Annotated in this window: 14 protein-coding genes; 13 read left to right on the forward strand and 1 reads right to left on the reverse strand. The window is 31.1% G+C overall.

What is annotated here, in order from left to right; genetic code table 11:
• Positions 1–2 precede the first annotated feature (2 nt).
• The 8 genes from BMY33_RS06065 to BMY33_RS06100 all read left to right on the forward strand — a co-directional run bounded on the left by BMY33_RS06065 (position 3) and on the right by BMY33_RS06100 (position 9,101).
• A complete protein-coding gene (locus BMY33_RS06065) occupies positions 3–575 on the forward strand; it encodes a type 1 periplasmic binding fold superfamily protein (RefSeq protein ID WP_091406678.1) in 573 nt (190 codons plus the stop codon).
• Positions 576–1,411: 836 nt separating this feature from the next.
• On the forward strand, positions 1,412–3,025 hold the full coding sequence (locus tag BMY33_RS06070) for a helix-turn-helix domain-containing protein (RefSeq protein ID WP_170837017.1): 1,614 nt from the start codon (positions 1,412–1,414) through the stop codon (positions 3,023–3,025).
• Between the two features lie 177 nt (positions 3,026–3,202).
• Positions 3,203–3,934, forward strand: a complete 732-nt coding sequence (locus BMY33_RS06075) for a hypothetical protein (protein ID WP_091406682.1) — start codon at positions 3,203–3,205, stop codon at positions 3,932–3,934.
• Between the two features lie 39 nt (positions 3,935–3,973).
• Positions 3,974–4,249: a hypothetical protein gene (locus BMY33_RS06080; protein ID WP_091406683.1), complete on the forward strand. Its 276-nt coding sequence runs from the start codon at positions 3,974–3,976 to the stop codon at positions 4,247–4,249.
• 159 nt (positions 4,250–4,408) lie between these two features.
• On the forward strand, positions 4,409–4,966 hold the full coding sequence (locus BMY33_RS06085) for a DUF6985 domain-containing protein (protein ID WP_091406685.1): 558 nt from the start codon (positions 4,409–4,411) through the stop codon (positions 4,964–4,966).
• A 239-nt stretch (positions 4,967–5,205) separates the two neighbouring features.
• Positions 5,206–6,699 (forward strand): xylulokinase, encoded by a 1,494-nt coding sequence (locus tag BMY33_RS06090; RefSeq protein WP_091406687.1) that lies wholly within the window; start codon positions 5,206–5,208, stop codon positions 6,697–6,699.
• On the forward strand, positions 6,696–8,021 hold the full coding sequence (xylA, locus tag BMY33_RS06095; RefSeq protein ID WP_091406689.1) for a xylose isomerase: 1,326 nt from the start codon (positions 6,696–6,698) through the stop codon (positions 8,019–8,021). The genes BMY33_RS06090 and xylA overlap by 4 nt, the downstream gene beginning before the upstream one ends.
• A 51-nt stretch (positions 8,022–8,072) precedes the next feature.
• Positions 8,073–9,101 carry an aldose epimerase family protein gene (locus tag BMY33_RS06100; protein ID WP_091406691.1) on the forward strand — a complete coding sequence of 343 codons (1,029 nt, stop codon included), beginning with the start codon at positions 8,073–8,075 and terminating at the stop codon, positions 9,099–9,101.
• A 24-nt stretch (positions 9,102–9,125) separates the two neighbouring features.
• On the opposite strand, the gene BMY33_RS06105 is transcribed toward BMY33_RS06100, so the two are convergent.
• Positions 9,126–10,154 carry a LacI family DNA-binding transcriptional regulator gene (locus BMY33_RS06105; RefSeq protein WP_091406693.1) on the reverse strand — a complete coding sequence of 343 codons (1,029 nt, stop codon included), beginning with the start codon at positions 10,152–10,154 and terminating at the stop codon, positions 9,126–9,128.
• A gap of 515 nt (positions 10,155–10,669) precedes the next feature.
• On the opposite strand from BMY33_RS06105, the gene BMY33_RS06110 reads away from it, so the two are divergent.
• The 5 genes from BMY33_RS06110 (at position 10,670) to BMY33_RS06130 (ending at position 21,815) form a co-directional block, all read left to right on the forward strand.
• Positions 10,670–11,392 (forward strand): glycoside hydrolase family 11 protein, encoded by a 723-nt coding sequence (locus BMY33_RS06110; protein WP_091406694.1) that lies wholly within the window; start codon positions 10,670–10,672, stop codon positions 11,390–11,392.
• 109 nt (positions 11,393–11,501) lie between these two features.
• Positions 11,502–12,347, forward strand: coding sequence for a formylglycine-generating enzyme family protein (locus BMY33_RS06115; protein WP_280139526.1), 846 nt, complete (start codon positions 11,502–11,504; stop codon positions 12,345–12,347).
• A 355-nt stretch (positions 12,348–12,702) separates the two neighbouring features.
• Positions 12,703–14,319, forward strand: a complete 1,617-nt coding sequence (locus tag BMY33_RS06120) for a sodium:solute symporter (protein WP_091406696.1) — start codon at positions 12,703–12,705, stop codon at positions 14,317–14,319.
• 104 nt (positions 14,320–14,423) lie between these two features.
• The gene (locus BMY33_RS06125; protein WP_244542987.1) at positions 14,424–18,578 is read left to right on the forward strand and encodes a hybrid sensor histidine kinase/response regulator transcription factor; all 4,155 of its coding nucleotides are present in this window, start codon (positions 14,424–14,426) and stop codon (positions 18,576–18,578) included.
• A 567-nt stretch (positions 18,579–19,145) separates the two neighbouring features.
• Entirely contained in the window at positions 19,146–21,815 is a 2,670-nt protein-coding gene (locus tag BMY33_RS06130) for a glycoside hydrolase family 3 protein (protein ID WP_091406699.1), read from the forward strand.
• The last annotated feature ends 18 nt before the right edge of the window (positions 21,816–21,833 follow it).

A 21,833-nucleotide genomic window follows, 5' to 3' on the forward strand; every position in this document is an offset into this window, starting at 1 on the left:
TGATGAACACACGTAAATTTTTATCAATGTTAGCAATCGCAAGTGTATTAATGTATTCTTGTTCTGACGATGATGACAACCCTGTAGTAGTAAATGAAGAAGAAGTTATAACTACTATGACTGTTACTTTAACTAATGGAACAGATGTAGTTACTTTAGTATCTCGCGACTTGGATGGACCTGATGGACCTAATGCACCTGTAATAGATATTTCTGGACCATTGTCTGCTAATACAATGTATACTGGAGAGGTGGAATTACTTAATGAGACTGAAACACCAGCAGAAAATGTTAATGAAGAAATTGAAGGAGAAGCGGATGAACACCAATTCTTTTATGAAGTAGCGGGTACTTTAAATGCGACAACAGCATATACAGATACAGAAGCAGATTACCCACCAAATACAGGAACTAATCCGGTTGGAATTACTTTTAGTCTTACTACAACGGATGCTAGTACAGGTAGTTTTTCAGTTACTCTACGTCACGAACCTAAAAAACCAAATGATGGAACATTAGCGGATGCTGGTGGAGACACTGATATTGCACAATCATTTGATGTAACAATACAATAAGAAATATATAAGAAGTATAACAGTAAGTTGAGTTTGTTTTTATAAAACAAACGTTTTTTCAAGACAAGGCTCTTGAGAAGTAGTTAGCTCGAGAGCCCTGTATTTTGATTACCAACAAGAAATACATTATAGTATAACATAAAACATATCATAATTGAAGCAGCCATAAATCATTGTATAATAATAAGTTGAGTTTGTGTATTTTATTATTAGTACAGATTTGTTTCAATTTAGACCCTTGGAATTTAAATTCCAAGGGTTATTTTTTTACATCAAAAATTTAATTATAAAATCTAAAGTTCGGTACGAACTTTGATTAATTTTTACCAAATAATTACCACTTTATTGGTTCTTGGAGTAAAAACAGCTAATAATATGGTAACAAATTCGTGAGAAAAGATACTAATATATAGTAAAGGTTGATTTTTAGTGGTTTAATCTCAAAGATTTTAATGAGATATTATGACATCGTTAAATGTGTATTACCACTAAAAATTCCTGATGAAATTTAAAGATTAGAGCTTATATTCGCGGCGTAAAAACCTAACCAAAAAAACAGCAAAATTGAAACAATCATAATTATGTATAAGTTGAGTTTGTGTTAAATATTATAATTTAGTTTCAATTCAGACCCTCAGGAAGTAGTTAGCCTGAGGGTTGTTTTTTTTAATAAGGTTCCAAATTAATAAGTTTTGATTTGATTGACAGTTAGAAAGAAGTCGTACTACATCAAATTATTTTCTAAAAAGATATATTCACCCTACATTTGTTTTGAGCCTCAGTTATCACCGATTGATCCTTAATAAATGCGCACTCTTTTTTATATACCCTTTTTTTTGGCATCATTTTCTTTAATTGCCCAAAACGAACTAGATACAATTGCGATTGTTAAGCAAGCTAAATTCAGTTTATCTGTAGATAGTATTTCTAAATATCAACAGTTGTCCGTCAAAGCTCATAAGAAAGGAGATTTTGAAACTTTTAGAGAATATTGTGAAGCTATCTTAGAGATTTCTAATAAGCACAAGTTAGATGATTTAAGGAATCAAGCCTTAGTCAATTTAGGAATTTATTATAGTAATGTTGAGCAATTAGATAAAGCCATTGAAAAATACCTTGAGGTTTTAGAGAACCTAAGTAAACTTCCGCAGAATAAGAGAGCAGAGCTTACAGTTTTGGTGAATTTGGGTAATTTGTATAATAAGATAAATGAATATGATAAGACGATAGAGACGATGAATCAAGTGATTGCTCTTGCATCAACAATCGATCAACCTGATATTTATTTGATGTCTGCTTATAATGCTTTAGGAAATGCTACCTCTATTAAAAAAGAATATTGTCAATCAGTAGAATATAGCTTAAGGGCTAAAGATCTAGCCGTAAAATTAAACCGTAAAAGTTCAATTATAAGTATTCTTTTAAATCTAAGCGATAATTTTTTAGCGCTAGAAGAATATGATCAAGTAGTTTTTTACTGTAAAGAGGTATTGGCAGCTATTACCGAGGAAGACTCTAAAAAGCAACAAGCTAATGCTCTAATACTAATAGGTGATGCTTTGGTTCGTAATGATGAACCATTAGAAGCCTTTTCATATTTAATAAAAGCAAGGGACCTTTCTATAGCTGGAAATTTTTTTAAAATACGAAGGGACAGCCATAAATTACTTGCTAAAGTATATGAAGTTAAAGGAGATTTTAAAAAATCTTTAGAAGAACAGAAACATTATACAGAAGCTAATGAAGAATATCTGAATACGCTTTCTAGAGCTCAGAAAAAACAATTAGAACTAGAATCAGAAGAAAAGACGGAACTATTAACAGAACAGACAGAAGAACTAGAATTTCTTGCTAAAGAAAAACAACTGTATCTGTTTTTAGGATCTTTATTAGTTATTCTTTTAATAAGTTCTTTTCTTATATATAAAAAAAGGAGAAAGAAACTTATTTCAGAATCTCTAAGGCTAAAGGGAGATAAAGAACTTTTAACGAATGAGAAAGAAGCACTCCAAGTTAAATTGAAAAGGATTGCTAAAAACACTAAGAAAGAAAAAGACAGCAATACTGTGTCTTATCAGAATTCATCACTTAACCTGGAAGATCGAAAATTATATATGCAGCAAATTTTGGATTATATGGATGATAAAAAACCATATTTAAATCACGAAATTAAGCAATCGGATATAGCAAGTGATTTATCTATGAGTGTTCATCTTTTTTCAGAAGTATTGAATGTTTGTTTTCATCGAAACTTTAATAGCTTTATTAATCTATATAGAGTAAGTGAGGCCAAGTCATTAATGAAAAACCCTAAATACAAACAGTATAAAATTTTGTCTATTGGTTACGAGGCTGGTTTCTCGAGTAAGACTTCATTTAATAGGGTATTTAAAAATCTTGTTGGTTCTACACCTTCGGAGTATCAAAAACAACACCTTATATTAGATTAAGCACTAGCTTGGCACCAAATCATTTTCTTCTTATTTATGGATGTTTTTATAGCATTTACATGGTTCAAATTATAACATGGAACCGTTTTCACAGTATTTCTTTTTAACATTGAAATTATATAATAATACGTTCGAAATTAGGCCTTTTTGATATGGCTAAAAAAGAAGAATACACCAATGCTAAGAAGAAAAGAGTATATAGAGCTTTATAAAAGTTTTGAAATCAAATTTGTATCTCCGTATGGAGATACAAGAGAGTTTATAAAAGTACAGCTATATAAACAGATAGTATCTTCTAGAATATCAGAAAATATAAAAAGAAAACCTCTGATAGTTTTCTACTTCGCATCTAATGGGATCGATATTCCTAAAGAAGATTGGACCTATGAAATGAAGGAAAGCGCAAGAGAGTATTCCTTAGATTATCCAGTTCCGGGTGCGGGAAAGAGATATTCTAATTTTGGAAATACCATACGATTCCTAACAAGTATAATAACCATATTGACTTGTACAATTATTTTTTATTTATATAATCAAAAAACAATTCAACTTAAAAGCGATTTAGATGAATTTACGAGTTTCCCAAAAACAGGAGATAAATATTATGGTTCTATGACTCAACCTATTTCTAATTCAGATATACCCGAAAAAAGTTATGGTTGGATTAAAATAATATATGTGAATCCTAATGATAGCATTGTTAGTTATAGAACAAGTTTTGATTTAGGAGCTGTTTCTTTTAATACCTTAGAGACTGATTATACTAATTTTGAGTTCATAATTTTTGAAGGTAAGTTTAAAGTCACAGGAGATCGTGAAATCAAGATTATATCACCGAGCAAGAAAATGAGATTTAAATCTCAAGTGATTGATGATAATATAAGAAATTATAAAATTTCAGCTAATTAATCATAAGGTATTAACTTGTAAAGTGAAATCAATAAATTTATGAAAGTACCATTTTATGTTTTTTTGAGCTTTACTATTATAGTATTAGGCTTATTTATCTACAATGCATTTTTTGCTTATCATGGAGCAGATGGTCTAAGTGGTTTTTTTGAAGGGATTGTACTTGGGGGAGGTTGTATAATTTGTATGATTATTACGATATCGTTTGGGAGTATTGTTTTTCTTCCTAAAGCCTCAGTATTAAGACGTTTAGGTATTGTAACCTGTCTTTCTGTTATTGGGATTACGATTTTTTTATTAGCATTCTTAGTGTAAACACAAGATCTAACATGTATCGAGTAATCATTATAGATACTAATAGTGGATTATATTCTTGTGTATATTACTTCTCAGAATAAGTAAAAAAGGATCAGTAGAAAAATAGAAGATTGTTTTGATTTTGAAGGAAATAAGAGGTAATAATTTTAAGTAATAATGAAATTAAAAACACTAGGAGTATTAAAGCAAGATATTGGAAACTTGCCCTTGGAAAAGGATTGGATAACTGCAAAACCAATAGCAACTCCTTTTTTTGATCACAAGGAGATATCATATCGATTGGATTGTACGGAGGTTTCAGGGATGGATCCAATTAGAGTGGATCAAGTACTTTCTGATTTTATGAACATTAATGAATCTGTTAAAATAGAAGCTGCTAAAAGAGCTTTTGAAAATTGGATAACATTTAATGATGCCGTTGGTTATCTAGAGACTATAGAAACCTATCAAACAGCTTCCAATAAGCCAGCATGGATGGTTAGTGCTCTGGAACAAATGTTACCTCTATTAAACCTTACAGAATCTAAGAAAGTTTGGGAATACATAACACCAATTGAAATTGTTATTACTAAAGATAGACATCAGAGAGATGAAGATATTTACATTCAAATTTTATGTAATTGTTTATGGCAAGAAGAACACGGATTACAATTTATATTAAAAGAAGGTAACGAATTGATTAGAGTTAGTGATCAAGACGGAAACTTATTTTAAGAGCTACAAATAATAGAATGCGTTTTCAGATTTAATTCCGAAGAAATAAAAGATACTTTTCTTATGATTTCTTTGATAAGGATATCTCAATTAAATTATTTTTTTGAAAAGGTTATAATGGATTTTTCTATTTGTTGTTTTTACGAAAATTTAACTGTGAGTTTTCGTTCAAATCCATAATTTATCGATTCTAATCAATATAGATTTTAGATTTTTATATCCAATAACGAAAATGCTACATGTATTATATAGGATTTGACATAGGAAGTTCATCTGTTAAAGCAGCTCTGATCGATTCGGACAACGGCAAAAGTATAGCTTCAATAAATGAACCAAAAGATGAGATGGATATAATCTCAGTAAATAGCGATTGGGCAGAGCAAAACCCAAGTTTTTGGTGGGAGAATGTTTGTAACGCTAGTAAACGATTATTAAAGGAAAATGCAGTTGCTTCGGAATTAGTTCTGGGCATAGGGATATCTTATCAGATGCATGGACTCGTTTTGGTAGATAAGGATGGAGAACTTTTGCGAAATTCAATTATTTGGTGTGATAGTAGAGCAGTTGAAATCGGAAATAAAGCTTTTGAGAAATTAGGAGAGGAAAAATGTAAAGATAATCTTCTTAATTCTCCTGCAAATTTTACAGCATCTAAACTAAAATGGGTACGAGATAATGAACCAGATGTTTATAAAAGAGTATATAAATTTATGCTTCCGGGAGATTATATAGCATATAAGTTCACAAATAATATTAATACAACAAAATCAGGACTCTCAGAAGGAATTTTGTGGGATTACAAAAAACAAGAACCTGCAAAATGGTTGTTAGAATATTATGATATTGATTCGAGCCTTATTCCTGATATTGTTGAAACGTTTTCAAATCAAGGAGAGCTTAGTACCAAAGGTGCAGAAGAAAGTGGTTTAAAAGTAGGAATTCCTATTTTTTATCGTGCGGGAGATCAGCCCAATAATGCATTATCCCTTAATGTTTTTAACCCTGGAGAAGTTGCACTTACCGGAGGTACTTCAGGAGTGATTTATGCTGTAACTGATAAATTATCAGGAAAAGAACCTGTAAAGTATAATAATTTTGCACACGTTAATTACAGTGAACAAAAACCAGTTATTGGTAAACTTCTATGTATTAATGGAGCAGGAATTCAATATAGATGGTTAAAAAATAACCTTAACCTAGAGACAAGCTCATATCAAACAATGAATTCACTTGCTTCAAAAATACCCGTTGGATCAGATAATCTACAACTAATACCTTTTGGTAATGGAGCTGAGAGAATGTTTGATAATAAAACAATTGGAACTCAGATTTGTAATATCAATTTAAATAAACATACTAGATCACATATCTGCAGAGCAGCTTTAGAAGGAATAGCATTTTCTTTTGTATATGGTATGGAGATTTTAAGGAAGGATGGGGCAAATATAAAAGTAATACGAGCAGGAAACGATAACTTGTTTAGATCAGAAATATTTTCTAATACAGTTTCTACTTTAATTGATCAAGAAATAGAAATTTATAATACAACAGGTGCGGTAGGAGCGGCAAGAGCAGCAGGTTGGGCGAAAGGAACATTTGAAGATATTGGAGGTATGATAACTAAAAATGATAAGGTAATGACCTATCATCCTCTACAGAATAAAGATGATTACCAATTAGCATATCAGAATTGGAAAAAAGAACTTAATAGAATTTTAATAGATAAAAAATGATTGTACTAGGAAACGAAGAACACTTTAAAGGGATTGATAAAATTAAATTTGAAGGAAAAGAATCTGACAATCCTTTGGCATTTAAATACTATGATCCAGAAAGAATTGTAGCAGGAAAAACATTAAGAGAACATTTTAAATTTGCTATTGCGTATTGGCATACCTTCTGTGGTCAAGGTGCCGATCCATTTGGTTGGGGAACTCAGAACTTTTCTTGGGATAAGTCTTCAGACCCTATTCAGGCTGCTATAGATAAAGCTGATGCAGCATTTGAGTTTATTAGCAAAATGGGGTTTGATTACTTTTGTTTTCACGATTTTGATCTAGTACAAGAAGCTCCCACACTAGGAGAGTCAGAGAAAAGACTAACTACGATTGTAGAGTATATAAAAAAAAAGAAGAAAGAATCAGGTATTAAATTATTGTGGGGAACCGCTAACTGTTTTTCGAATCCAAGATATATGAATGGTGCCGCTACAAACCCTGATTTCAATGTACTTGCTAGAGCCGGTGCTCAGGTTAAATTGGCCTTGGATGCAACTATTGCACTAGATGGAGAAAATTATGTTTTCTGGGGAGGTAGAGAAGGTTATATGTCTTTGCTTAATACAGATATGAAGAGAGAATTAGATCACTTGGCTCAGTTTTTAACAATATCAAGAGATTATGCTAGAGCCCAGGGCTTTAAAGGAACATTTTTTATAGAACCAAAACCTATGGAGCCAACAAAACATCAATATGATTTTGATACGGCAACATCAATTGGGTTCTTAAAAGAACATGGACTGGATAAAGACTTTAAGATTAATATAGAAGTAAATCACGCAACCTTAGCACAGCATACATTTCAGCATGAATTAGATGTAGCGGCAAGTGCAGGAATGCTAGGAAGCATAGATGCCAACAGAGGTGATTATCAAAACGGTTGGGATACGGATCAGTTTCCAAATAACATTTTAGAAGTGACAGAAGCAATGTTGGTTTTCCTAAAAGCAGAAGGATTAAAAGGTGGAGGTGTTAACTTTGATGCAAAAATAAGAAGAAATTCTACAGATATAGAAGATGTGTTTTTAGCGCATATCGGAGGAGCTGATGTTTTTGCTAGAGCCCTAATTACTGCGGATAAAATAATCACTTCATCTTCGTATAAAAAATTGAGAGAGCAGAGATATAGCTCATTTGATATAGGAAAAGGCAAAGAGTTCGAAAGTGGAGTTTTAAAATTAAATGATTTATATGAAATTGCGTCAGATACTGGCGAACTTGCTTTACAAAGCGGAAAGCAAGAATTATTTGAGAATATTATTAATCAATACATTTAGTAAATTACCAGCTTTTTTTAATAGTACGTTTAAAACATATTTCTAGGATAAATGATTCAGGATACCTTATATAGCAATAATGAAACGTATACTTCTATAACACTTAGAAATAATAGAGGATCCAAGCTAACATTAACTAATTATGGAGCTTCAATTATTAGCTTAGAGATTCCAAATAAAAGAGAAGAATTGGTTAATGTAGTGGTAGGTCTAGATTCTGTTAATGACTATAAAGAAGTTTCATATCACCCAAGTGCTAAATTTTTAGGAGCCTCAATAGGAAGATATGCTGGTAGGATAAGTAATGGAGATTTTAGTATTAGTAACAAAGTATATAGCTTATATCATAAAGATGGAGTTCATTTACATGGTGGATCCGAAGGTTTCGATAAAAAGGTCTGGGATGTCGACTTCATAGATTATGGTACAAATACTGTTGGTTTTTCATACTACAGTAGACATTTAGAAGAAGGATACCCTGGTAACTTAGAGGTTAAAGCTATTTATCAATTATCAGAAGACAATGATCTAAAGATTACTTATAAAGCTATTTCTGATCTAGATACTGTTGTAAATCTAACTAATCATGCTTATTTTAATCTAAATGGGTCAGGAAGTATTTTGGATCATATTTTGTTGTTGGATTGCTTCAAATATTTAGAAGTTAACCCTAAACAATTGCCTACAGGAAAAGAGAAATCTGTAACTGCAACAAAATATGATTTTTTAAAGCCCAAAAGCTTACAATGTTTAGCCGATTTTGGACTTATTGATGATACTTTAATTTATAGTTCTAAAAAAGGAAACTCAATAAATGGTAAAAAAGCTAGACTAATTGCTCCTAATACCGGTATTAGTATGGAAATAGATACAAATCAGCCAGCAGTGGTTATTTATACTCCGGAAAACTTACCAAAGTGGAACTTTAAAAATCAATCAGTTTATAATCGTTTTCCAGCTATTTGTTTTGAAAATCAAAACTATCCTGATGCACCTAATCATAGTCATTTTCCTTCTTCTTTAATTAAAGCTGGAGAAACTTACGAAAGTAAAAGTGTTTTTAAATTTTTAGTTATTTAAAAAATGAACCCTCTACCCTACTGGTTACAGCCGTTTTGTAGAATCTCTTTCTATAAGATTTGTTTTTATTACCTTGGTAGTATACGACGTTTCGATATTTTCATTTTCTATTTTGTCTATAAGTATTTTTGCTGCTGCTTCTCCTAGATAAGTGCTATGCTGACTTACCGTAGTTATAGCCGGAGTGACATGACGTGGAAGAACACCATTAGTAAACCCAATAATAGAAATATCCTCAGGCACTTTATATCCTTTATATAAAACCATCTTAAGAGTACTAATTGCAGAATCTTCCTCCAGACATAATATGGCATCTACTTTTTTCGAATCAAGTAATATTTTTAATAAGGTATCGATATCATTGAACTCATCGACTTTAAGGATTAAGTTGTCATCAATTGGAAAATTTGCCTCTACGAGTGCTCTTTTATATCCTTCGAGTCTAAGTTTTCCAACACTAAGCAGGTGGATGTTAGAAACGATGGCAATATTTTGGCAGCCAGTTTTAATGAAATAATTAGCGGCATTAAATGCACCTTCTTCATCATTTACAATTACCTTATCACATTCTATTTCGTTGGTAACTCTATCAATCATTATAATTGGTACTCCTTGATTTATAGTGTTTTGAAAATGTGTGAAATCTTTTTTGACTTGGGTCTCTTCTGCCATTGAGAGTATAACACCATCCAAATTAGAATTTTTTAAAAGTTCCATAGCAGTAACTTCTTTATCACGAGATTCATTAGAGATACAAGTGATAAGATTGTATCCTTTTTCTGTAACGATCTTTTCAATACCAACAAAAACTTTAGTAAAGAAGTGATTCAGCATATTAGGTATGATTACTCCAATGGTTTTAGTGTTTTTTTGTTTTTCATAGGTAAATGGACTTTGATTTGATTTATATTGTAGCTCTTTAGCATATTCCTGAATCATAGATTTGGTTCTATTACTAATTTCATAACTATCATTAAGAGCTTTTGAAACTGTAGCAATAGAAACATTGAATTCTTTGGCAATATCTTTTAATGTAATTCTCTTTTTTTTCATATTAGTTTTAAAGACTGTTTTTTAGCTAAAAAATGGCTGACGGCTGTATACTTTGAGATATCAAAATCTTTTGTGGGGTTTTGATAAGTTATCCGTAAAAACTATGCAAATCGACCTTCTTTGTAAAGTAATCTTATTAATTTAATTTACCATAGCGTGCAATTCTAATTGCAACAAAATTTGTAAAGATTGCTTCAAATATTTTAGAATTATCTTTTTTTGATTGGCTAGTAGTATTTGAGTATTACATTTTTCTTAGAATGAGTTTATGGAATATTCATTTTAAAATAAATAAAACTGGCATCTACTAAAATGAATTTATTATAAATTTGATAATCAAGTATTTAGGTGTTAACGAAAAGTTTTCGTAGAATTTGATTTAAAACGAATTAAATTATCAATAGTTTGATTAATGAGTTATAATTTTGAGTAGTAACTAAATTTTTAACACAAATTCACTCGTATTCTCAAGTAATATGAGTTTTAGAACTATTCTAATTTAAACGTATTTATTTATGAAAACATTTTTAAGCATTTCAGCATTTTGTTTGTTATTCTTTACTAGTTGTTCCAACGACTTAGAGTCTGATAATTTATTAGAAGAATTAGAAAACGAGCAGAAATCAATTGACAGTAATGGTTATATCAGTGACAATCGTACTGATGGGTATAATCAAGGTTATTTTTGGACTATTTATAAAGAAGGTGGTTGGGGTAGATTAAGATTTCCTTATGCTAATCAATATGGCGGGAATTTTGAAATCGAATATAAAAATAACCAAGATATCGTTGGAGGAAAAGGATGGTCTACAGGTAATGGTAGAAGAATAAATTATAATATTGGATTGTTACAGGGTTCATATAATTTTGTTGGAGTCTATGGTTGGACACGAACTCCATTGATAGAATATTATGTGGTAGAAAAAGGAAGTATTACGGGTCAAAATCAAAATAAGAATTATACCGTAAATGGTAAGAATTATAAATTCAAGAAACAATTAAGATCTAATGCTCCATCAATTTTAGGAACTAAAACGTTTTACCAATATATTAGTGAACATGGTAATGCATCTACTGGCTCTAATCAGCAGGTTCATATGCAAGCGCATATTAATCATTGGAACAGCCATGGTGGTCACAAGCCTCAATGGGGTAATCTAAGAGATTTCGATTATCAGGTTTTTGGTATAGAGTCGTACACCGGAGGCTGGGGAAAAATCAATGCTAGCATATGGTAATATAGATGAAACAATTGAAAGCATAAGATCAAAGCGGGCTGTGATCTTATGCTTTCTTATTTAGAAACGTAGTACTTCGTTAAAAACATTACTCATTAATTTTGATATTTTGATTCAAAGAATTTTATTTTATTTTACTCTTCTATTACTATTTTATACATGTGCTCCAAAGGATACTAAAAAGAATATTCGGGATAATTTAATTTTAGTAAAAGGAGGAATTTTTGTGAATAAAAAATCAAATCTATATGGTAAGAATGCTATGGTAAATGATTTTTTTATTGGCAAAAGTGAGGTTACACAAAAAGAATGGGTAGATATTATGGTTAATAATCCATCTAGATTTAGAGGAGATAGTTTACCTGTAGAAATGGTAAGTTGGTATGATTGCGTAGAGTTTTGCATCAAAAAAAGTATAAAAGAAGGTCTATTGCCTTATTATAAAATTTATAAGGATTCTACTGATAAATTTAATAAATCTGAGTTTGATAGTATAAAGTGGTTAGTTAAGAAAAACCCGAAAGCAAATGGATATCGTCTTCCTACAGAAATAGAATGGGAATATGCGGCGGGAGGAGGTCAATTAAGTAAAAATTATTCATATAGTGGTAGTGATCGTATTGATGAAATAGCTTGGTATTGGAGGAATAGTGGTGATACTATTTTAATAGAAAAATGGGAATACCGTCTTTTAGAACAAAATCAATGTAGAACTCATGCAGTAACTACCAAAAAGCCGAACGAACTTGGTTTGTATGATCTAACAGGAAATGTTAGAGAATGGTGTGATGATTGGTATGAAGATGATGGAATACCACGTGGAAATTTTCGTTCGCAAAGAGGAGGAGGTTGGATCGGTCTCGAAATATATTCCAAAAATGATAACAGGGACTATTTCGAAGCTAGTGGTATTGGTCCAGATCAGGGTTTTCGTATTTGTCGAAACAAAAATTAATCTTCAGAAAATAAAATAACCTTTCTTTGATAGAAGAAATAATGGTTTTAAAATTACGTATTTCATTAATCTTTTAGAGTTGATTTATATATCATAAAAACGAAATTAAGGATGTAATTTAGAATGCATCATAATTTATAGTATTCGCTTCAAATCTTCCATTTAATTGATGAGCCTCATAATAGTTTTGGTTTTTACTTAAAATTTTAAGTAAAAATTAAATGATTTGTTAAACGATGTTTTTGAAAATTGCTAATCGTTCATAGGTTTGCAAATGTTTTCTATAGTAACATAGTAGATCAGACAATCATTTAAAATTGAATAATACAAATAATAAAATTAACCAAAAGGATTTATGGAATCAGTCTTAGAACAATTAGATTGGGTAGTATTAGGTGTCTATTTTTTAGCGCTTATTGGGGTAGCTGTCTGGGTGATATTACAAAGAAATAAGGATACTGCAGATTATTTTTTAGCAGGTCGTAATGTCGGTTGGTTTGTTATTGGAGCGTCAATATTTGCTTCTAATATAGGATCAGAACATGTGGTAGGCTTAGCCGGCACGGGAGCAGAATCAGGAATGCCAATGGCTCATTATGAATTACATGCCTGGATTGTTTTATTATTAGGTTGGTTGTTCTTACCATTTTATATGAGAAGTAAAGTGTTTACGATGCCTGAATTTTTAGAAAAAAGATTTGACAGTAGATCACGATGGTTTTTATCTATTTTTTCACTAGTAGGGTATGTAATTACTAAGGTTTCGGTAACAATATATGCTGGAGGGATAGTAGTTTCGGAATTATTAGGAATACCTTTTTGGTATGGAGCTATTGGAATAGTAGTTTTTACTGGAGCATATACTATAGTGGGAGGTATGAAAGCAGTAATTTATACAGAGACTTTGCAAACAGTAGTGTTAATTGCGGGTTCATTAATTATTACTTATTTAGGATTACAAGAAGTAGGTGGTTGGGAAAACCTTAAAACTACAGTAGGTTCTGACCATTTTAACATGTGGAGACCAATGTCTGATCCAGATTTTCCTTGGACAGGTTTGCTGTTTGGAGGAACAATCGTAGGTATCTGGTATTGGTGTACAGATCAATATATAGTTCAGCGAACCTTAGCAGCAAATAATATAAAAATAGGTAGACGTGGAGCTATTTTTGGAGCATATCTTAAGATATTACCAATTTTTATATTTCTGATTCCTGGAATTATTGCTTTTGCCTTAGCAAAACAAGGCGTTTTAACGTATGATAAAGCAGATGAAGTATTCCCGGTTCTAGTTAAAACTCTTTTGCCAACGGGGCTTAAAGGTTTAGTTGCTGGAGGATTAATGGCTGCATTAATGAGTTCTTTAGCATCAGTATTTAATTCCTGTTCTACTATATTCACGATAGATATTTATAAAAAATTGAAACCTACTACACCAGAAAAAAAGTTGCTAAATATAGGAAGGGTAGCAACTGCATTAGTAGTAGTTTTAGGAATAATCTGGATTCCAATTATGAATAAAATAGGTGGAGGTGTTTTATACCAATATTTACAGAGTGTACAATCATATATAGCACCACCAATTACGGCCGTATTTATATTAGGAATAATTTGGAAAAGAGTGAACTCTAAAGCTGCAATTGTTACATTGTTTTCTGGTCTTTTAATAGCAGCCTTAAGAATTACTGCAGAAATTGTAAAAGAAGATTTATCTGGTTTTGCATACGAGTTTGCAACTATCAATTTTGCGCATATGGCTATTTTCATGTTTATCTTCTCGGTAATAGTTTGTATAGTTACTAGTTTAGTTACAACCGCTCCAGATTATACTACTATTAAAGGCCTGGCATTTGGAACATTGTCTGTAGAACAAAAAGAAGCTACTAAAAATAGTTATACACCTACCGATATTGTTTTATCTGTATTATTGGTAGTAGTAGTAGTTTCTATATTAACTTATTTTACAGGTTGATAGTGGTTTGATAAAATCTTGTTCTTTAACCTTAACTAGATTAAAAATTGATTAAGTATGATAAAACATACTATATTTATTCCTAAGTACTGGGATATAAAATGATGAATAGTAAAAGTTTTATAGCGTGTTTATTGTTTTATTGCTGTTGTCTGAACTGCCTTTGGACACAGCAAAAATCGAATGATTTCAATTTTGTTAATATTGGGGATGGTATTTCAAAAATAGCAGTACCTGTAATTGCTCAGGATCATAATGGCTTTATTTGGATTGGTACAAGTGGTGCCGGTTTACATAGATATGATGGAATTGATTATGTTTCGTATAAGCATAAATTAAAAGACACCACTTCGTTAAGTAGCAATTTTATTTATTCCTCGTTTGTTGATAAAAAGAATCGTTTTTGGGTCGGCACAGAAAATGGTTTAGATCTTTATGATCGAGAAATGGATCAATTTAGGAGAATTGATATTGTATCTCAAATAAAGGATTTTAATCAAATCAATATTGCCGTTGGTAGTATAATTGAGGACTCATTAGGTAATATTATTGTGGGTACTTTTGAGCGAGGATTACTTACATTAAATCCGGAAACGGGTATAATAAAACAGATAGTTAATCTCGATATTGATGATAAAAAAAATCTGTTAGACATAAATGATCTCAAAAAAGATCAACAAGGAACTATATACGCAGCAACCAATTATGGTTTGAGAGTATATAATCCTAATACAAATACATTAAGTCTTTCAGTTTTTAACACCAAAAAAGGGAATCAATCTGCGGAGATTCCTATCAAGTCTCTATTAATAGATAAGCGCAATAATATATGGTTAGGGACTATTTCTGATGGTATCTATAGGATAAAGAAATCCTCTGATATTATTTATGAGATTAAAAATTTCCCCTTTACTACAAAACGAATATTATCAATGATTTCTAATGCTGATGGATCAGTAATATTTGGAACTGAAAATGATGGACTATTTCATATAGAAGCTGATGGTGATTTAATAAAGAATTATCTTTTTGATAAAAATAATAAAAACAGTATTCGGTCTAATTCTATATGGTCTTTATTCCTAGATAGTAATGAGAGAATATGGATGGGGTATTATAATAAAGGCATAGCGGTATATGATAAGTTATACGATAAATTTAAAAACATAGAAAGTCTTGCTAGTAATCCTAATTCTTTAGAAGCAGGATCTGTTACTGGTATTGTTCAAGATAGTTCAGGATTATTATGGATTAGCATGGATGGAGGCGGAATAGATGTTTACAATAGGGAGGATGAAAAGTTTATTCATATCAATAAAAATAGTAATAAGGAATTTTCGAATCTCACTGCTTACGATATTCAAACTATATTTATAGATAGTAAAGAAAATGTCTGGGCGGGTAGTTGGAATGGTGGTATCTTTTTTCTTAAAAGAGGAACAAAACAGTTCATTAATTATACAATAGAAAATACAAATGGAGCATTAGCTTCTAATAGTATATTAAGTTTTGCGGAAGATGCTAATGGTATTATTTGGATAGGTACTTTTTTTAGTGGTGTAATTTCGTACAATCCATCTAGCAAAGGTTTTGTGCATCATAATTCAGAAGAGTTTTCTAAATATGGTATCCACACTAGTGATATTCGAAAAATACTAATAGATTCTAGTAATAATTTATGGATAGGAGCTGCCAATGGATTGTATAAAGTAAAACAAAATAATAATGGTCAATTCTCTGTTGAGTTTCTAAGAGATAAGATGAATAGTAAATTTCAAAATGAATCAAATACCAATCATATACTATCATTATACGAAGGTACAGACGGATCTATCTGGATCGGGACTAGAGGATCAGGTTTGTGTAGATATGATCCCAATAAGAATAGTTTTGTTTGGTATAACGAGTTGTATGAATTAAAAGATGAAAATGTTTCTGCAATAATTGAAGATGAAGATCATAATATTTGGATGAGTGGTAATGTAGGAATCCATAAGTTAGATCTTAAAAAGGGAGATATTACTGATTATAATTTTAACGATGGATTATTATCAAATGATTTTAACTTTAATGCTACATTTCTTGATAATCAAGGAAATATATATTTCGGAAATTATGAAGGTATAGATTATTTCAATCCTAAAAACATTAAAACGAATAGTAGCTCTACTAATTTGTATTTAACAGATTTTAAAGTTTTTAATAAAAAGATATACCCGAATCAAGAAGGTTCTCCTTTGCATAAGGTAATTTCTGAAACGGATAGTATTTCTTTAAGTAATGAACAATCTGTTTTTACTATTGACTACACAGGTATTAATTATACACGATCAGAAAAGAATCAATATGCTTATTATCTAGAAGGATTAGAAGATTCTTGGAATTACGTAGAAAATACAAGAAGCGCTACATACACTAATCTAGATCCAGGAAACTATACTTTTAAATTAAAAGTAGCTAATAATGATGGTAAATGGAATGAAACACCATTGTATTTGCAGATAGAGGTGTTACCGCCTTGGTGGAAGACAAACTGGGCATTGGTATCTTATGTTTTATTACTCCTATTTGGGATATATCTTTTGAATAAATTAACTCAAAATAGGATTAAGGAGAAACAATTGATAAAATACGAAAGGGAAAAAAGAATTAAAGAAGAAGAGTTACACAATAAAAAACTACAGTTCTTTACGAATATATCTCATGAATTTAGAACACCATTAACTCTTATAATTAACCCATTAGAAGATATACTTAAAAATGAAGGGTTGAATCTTCCTAAGGAAGTAAATGAAAAACATCTTATAATTCATAAAAACACGGATAGGTTATATAGATTAATTAACGAATTAATGGATTATAGAAAACTCGAGCTTAATAAATTAAGTATAAAGGCTAGAGAACTTGATATTATCAATTTTGTTCAGGATGTTGTAAGTTATTTTGTTGTCGAAGCTTCAAATAAAAAGATAGACCTAAACATAACGCATGACATTTCGGAATTAAAAGTATGGGTAGATATAGGCATGTTGGAGAAAATAATTTTTAATTTATTATCAAATGCTTTTAAAGTTACACCAGAAGGAGGAACAATTACGATTAATGTTTTTGTAAAAGAACCAGAGGAAATACATCAAGGTGCGTTGTCAGAAGCATTCCAAATAAGCATATCGGACACAGGTCCTGGTTTAAAAAAGGAACAATTAGAAAAAATATTTGAACGGTTTTATCAAGTAGATAATCTAAATAAATCATATTATGGCGGCACTGGAATAGGCTTAGAGGTGGTAAGAAGTTTTGTAGAACTTCATCAAGGAAAAGTAACGGTTGACAGTGTGGTAAATGAAGGAACTACGTTTTCAGTGGTTTTGCCATTGGGGAAGGAACATTTCAGTGAAGACGAAATTATCATTAGTGATAAAGCTTCTGATATTTTATTAAAAACAAAATTTATTGGTGGTGTACATAATAAAAATTTAGAAAGTCAAATTGAAGAAGAACAAAACACTAATAGATTATTAATAGTTGAAGATAATACGGAATTGCGAAACTATTTGAAAAGAGAATTAAGTAGTAATTATAAAGTTTTTGATGCTAAAAATGGTACCGAAGGTCTTGAAGTAGCTAAAAAAGAAGTGCCTGATATAATTATTACGGATGTAATCATGCCAGAAATGGATGGTTTTGAGTTTTGCTCAAATATTAAGAAAGATATAAAGACAAGTCATATTCCTATTTTAATGCTTACTGCAAAAACAATGGCGGATGATCGATTAAAAGGAATTGAATCTGGAGCAGATGTGTATTTGAATAAACCTTTTGATATGAGAGTGTTAAAATCGTATTTAACCCAGATGCTTACAATAAGACAGATAGTTTTTAATAAGTATTTTAGTGATGTTAGTGATGCTCAAATCAATGAGAATAATACATCTTTAGATAAAGAGTTTATACAAAAAGTGTTGAATCATATTTATGATAACTTAAGTGACCCTAATTTAAGTGTAGAATCATTATCCTCAGAACTGCATCTCAGTAGAAGTCAGTTTTATAGAAAAATAAAAACACTTACTGGACAAACAGCTAATCAGTTTTTGAGAAATATCAGACTTCAGAAAGCAAAACAGATTTTAGAAAGTGGTTCTACTAATGTTAGTGAAGTTTGTTATAAGGTAGGATTTTCTTCTCCATCTTATTTTACAAAATGTTTTAAAACCCAGTTCGGAATCCTACCTACAGAAGTGTCAATAAAGGAATAGTTTCGATTATGTGTTTAAAGGCATAACAATTTACTTAGTTAAATATAATTTACACCTTTATTTTTCGAAGCTAATTATATCCAATGGATGAGTAGATTAAACGACTTGTATAATTGGAATATCTTATGAAGACATAATCGAAAGTATCATTTAAAGAAGCACTTCTTTAACCTTATCTAGTAGTAGATTTTTATGTCTTATCAGTGTAATACCATATTTATTATTGATCTATTAATAAATAGAATTAAAAATTACATTGCTCGTAATTCGATAGGTTTCTAACAGCTTACTCTGTTATTCTTGTTGCTCTCACTGGCTAAATTGTTGCAATTCACCCTTCTTGATACTCTAATGCAACAAATGTTTTATCATATGCTTTATCTGTGGCATCCTTTTTTTAATCTCATACATAAATTGTTAAAAAATTGTGAATTAGTTAAATAGAATGAACAAGAAATATTCAAATATTAAAATTTTGGGCGAGATATTTTTAATCATCGTAGTGCTCGGATTGTTTGTTTTTATACTTGACACGATTGCATAAAAAACCAGCTTTAAAATATAACAATGATAAGAAGAGAATCTAAAAATAGATTAAAAAAACCTTTCAGAATTAGTAGTTTAATTATCATCTCTATTATTCTTCAATTGAATATAGGATGTGAATCAAAAAAAGAAACAACGTATAAATTTAAAGATCCTAAATTATCCATTAATGAAAGAGTAACTGATTTAATAGGTCATATGACTCTTTCAGAAAAAGTATCTCAAATGAGATATGATGCACCTGCTATCGAACGGTTAGGAGTTCCAGCTTATAATTGGTGGAATGAGTGTTTACACGGTGTAGCAAGAGCAGGTGAAGCCACTGTATTTCCTCAAGCAATTGGTATGGGAGCTACTTGGAATGCGCCATTATTATTTGAGGTGGGTACTGTTATTTCTGATGAAGCGAGAGCAAAACATCATCGTTTTATCAAAGAGGATAAAAGAGGGATATACCAAGGATTAACTTTTTGGACTCCTAATATTAATATTTTTAGAGACCCTAGATGGGGAAGAGGTCAGGAGACTTATGGAGAAGATCCATATTTAACTGGTAGAATGGGAGTCAATTTTATAAAAGGACTACAAGGTGATGACTCTAAATATCTTAAAGTAGTAGCTACTGCTAAACATTTTGCCGTACATAGTGGGCCAGAAAAATCAAGACACGAGGATAATTACCATACATCAGATAAAGATTTAAAAGAAACATATTTACCAGCTTTTGAAGCAGCAATTAAAGAAGCTAATGTACAATCTGTAATGTGTGCATATAATAGGTATAGAGATGAAGCTTGTTGCGGAAGTAATTTATTGTTAAATGACATACTTCGAAAAGAGTGGGGGTTTGATGGTTATGTGGTTTCAGATTGTTGGGCAATCAATGATTTTTGGGAACCAAATAAGCATGAATTAGTCGAAACCCCTGCCGAGGCTTCAGCATTAGCAGTAAGTAGAGGAACAGATTTAAATTGTGGAGATGTATATGATCCTAACTTAGGAGATGCAGTCCTTAAAGGGTTAGTAGATGAAGATAAGGTTGATCGTGCATTATCCAGATTGATGGAAGCAAGGTTTAAACTGGGTATGTTTGATCCTGAAGAAATGGTGTCTTGGTCTAAAATACCATATGATGTAGTATGTAGTGATGCACATTATAAATTATCTGAGAAAACAGCTAGAGAATCAATGGTCTTATTAAAAAATGAAGGTAAACTACTTCCATTAAAAAAAGATCTAAAATCTATCGCTGTAATAGGACCAAACGCTAATGCTAAACAAGTCTTGCTAGGAAATTATCACGGTACTCCATTTAATAATATCACTCCTCTAAAAGCGATAACAGAAAAATTACCAAATACAACGGTTCATTATGCAAAAGGAAGTCATATAGCGAAAGGATGGCCCCTATTACAACCCATACCATCTTCTGTATTGCGAAATGGAGAGAATGTTGGATTAAAAGGAGAATATTTTGATAATGAAACATGGGAAGGAGAACCTAAATTAACTAGAAGCGATAGTATAGTTGACTTTATATGGGTTTCAAAAAAACCTATTGAAATTAATACGTCTGATAGTTTTTCTGTTAGATGGACAGGAAAAATTGTGCCAGAAGAAAGTGGTTCATACCGCATAGGATTAAGAGCAAGTAGCGCAGGTAAGTTATATGTAGATGATTCTTTGAGGGTAGACTTTGAGGATGATCACGAGCCAAAAATGAAGTATTTAGATATGAGGCTCGAAGCTGGTAAATCTTATGATATTAAAATAAAATATTATAATTATCATACGGATCCACAAGCCCAATTACTTTGGTCTAAATTAGATGAAGATTTGTTATCTCCGGCATTAGAAGCAGTTAAGAAATCAGAAGTCGTGGTGCTTTGTTTAGGGTTATCTCCGGATATAGAAGGAGAAGAAATGCCAGTTGTTTTGGAAGGTTTCGATAAAGGAGATAGATCAGAAATTTCTTTACCACAATCACAACTTACTTTACTAAAAGAAGTACAAGCTCTAGGCAAACCAACAATATTGGTATTGATGAACGGAAGCGCACTCGCCATAAATTGGGCAGATGAGAACATTCCTGCAATTTTAGAAGCTTGGTATCCTGGAGAATTTGGAGGACGAGCAATTGCCGATGTTCTTTTTGGAGATTATAATCCAGCTGGTAGATTGCCTGTTACTTTCTACAAATCTGTTGATGATCTTCCTGATTTCAAGTCCTATGATATGACAAATCGAACGTATAAATACTTTAAAGGAGATCCTTTATATGAATTTGGACACGGACTATCATATACCTCTTTTGAATATTCAAAATTAGAAGTACCTGATACAATAAAAGAAGATGAAAATATTCCAGTAGCAGTTCAAATAACTAATACTGGTGATATGAAGGGTGATGAGGTTGTTCAGCTTTATGTATCCCATGATAAAAAGCAATATAAAGACGGACCAAAACACTCTTTAATCGGGTTTAAAAGAATCAACTTAGAAGTTGGAGAGACAAAAAAAGTAAGCTTTACAGTTACTCCAAAGCAATATGCTATAATTAATTCGGCAGGAAGAGAACAAAAGGTATCAGGAGCAGTTCAAATTTATGTAGGAGGAAAACAACCTGACGAAAATGATGATTCAGATACTGCAACTACCAAACATTTGAATAAAATAATCACACTTAATTAATGAACATATAAAATGAAA

This window comes from Aquimarina amphilecti (assembly GCF_900109375.1).
Lineage (GTDB): Bacteria > Bacteroidota > Bacteroidia > Flavobacteriales > Flavobacteriaceae > Aquimarina > Aquimarina amphilecti.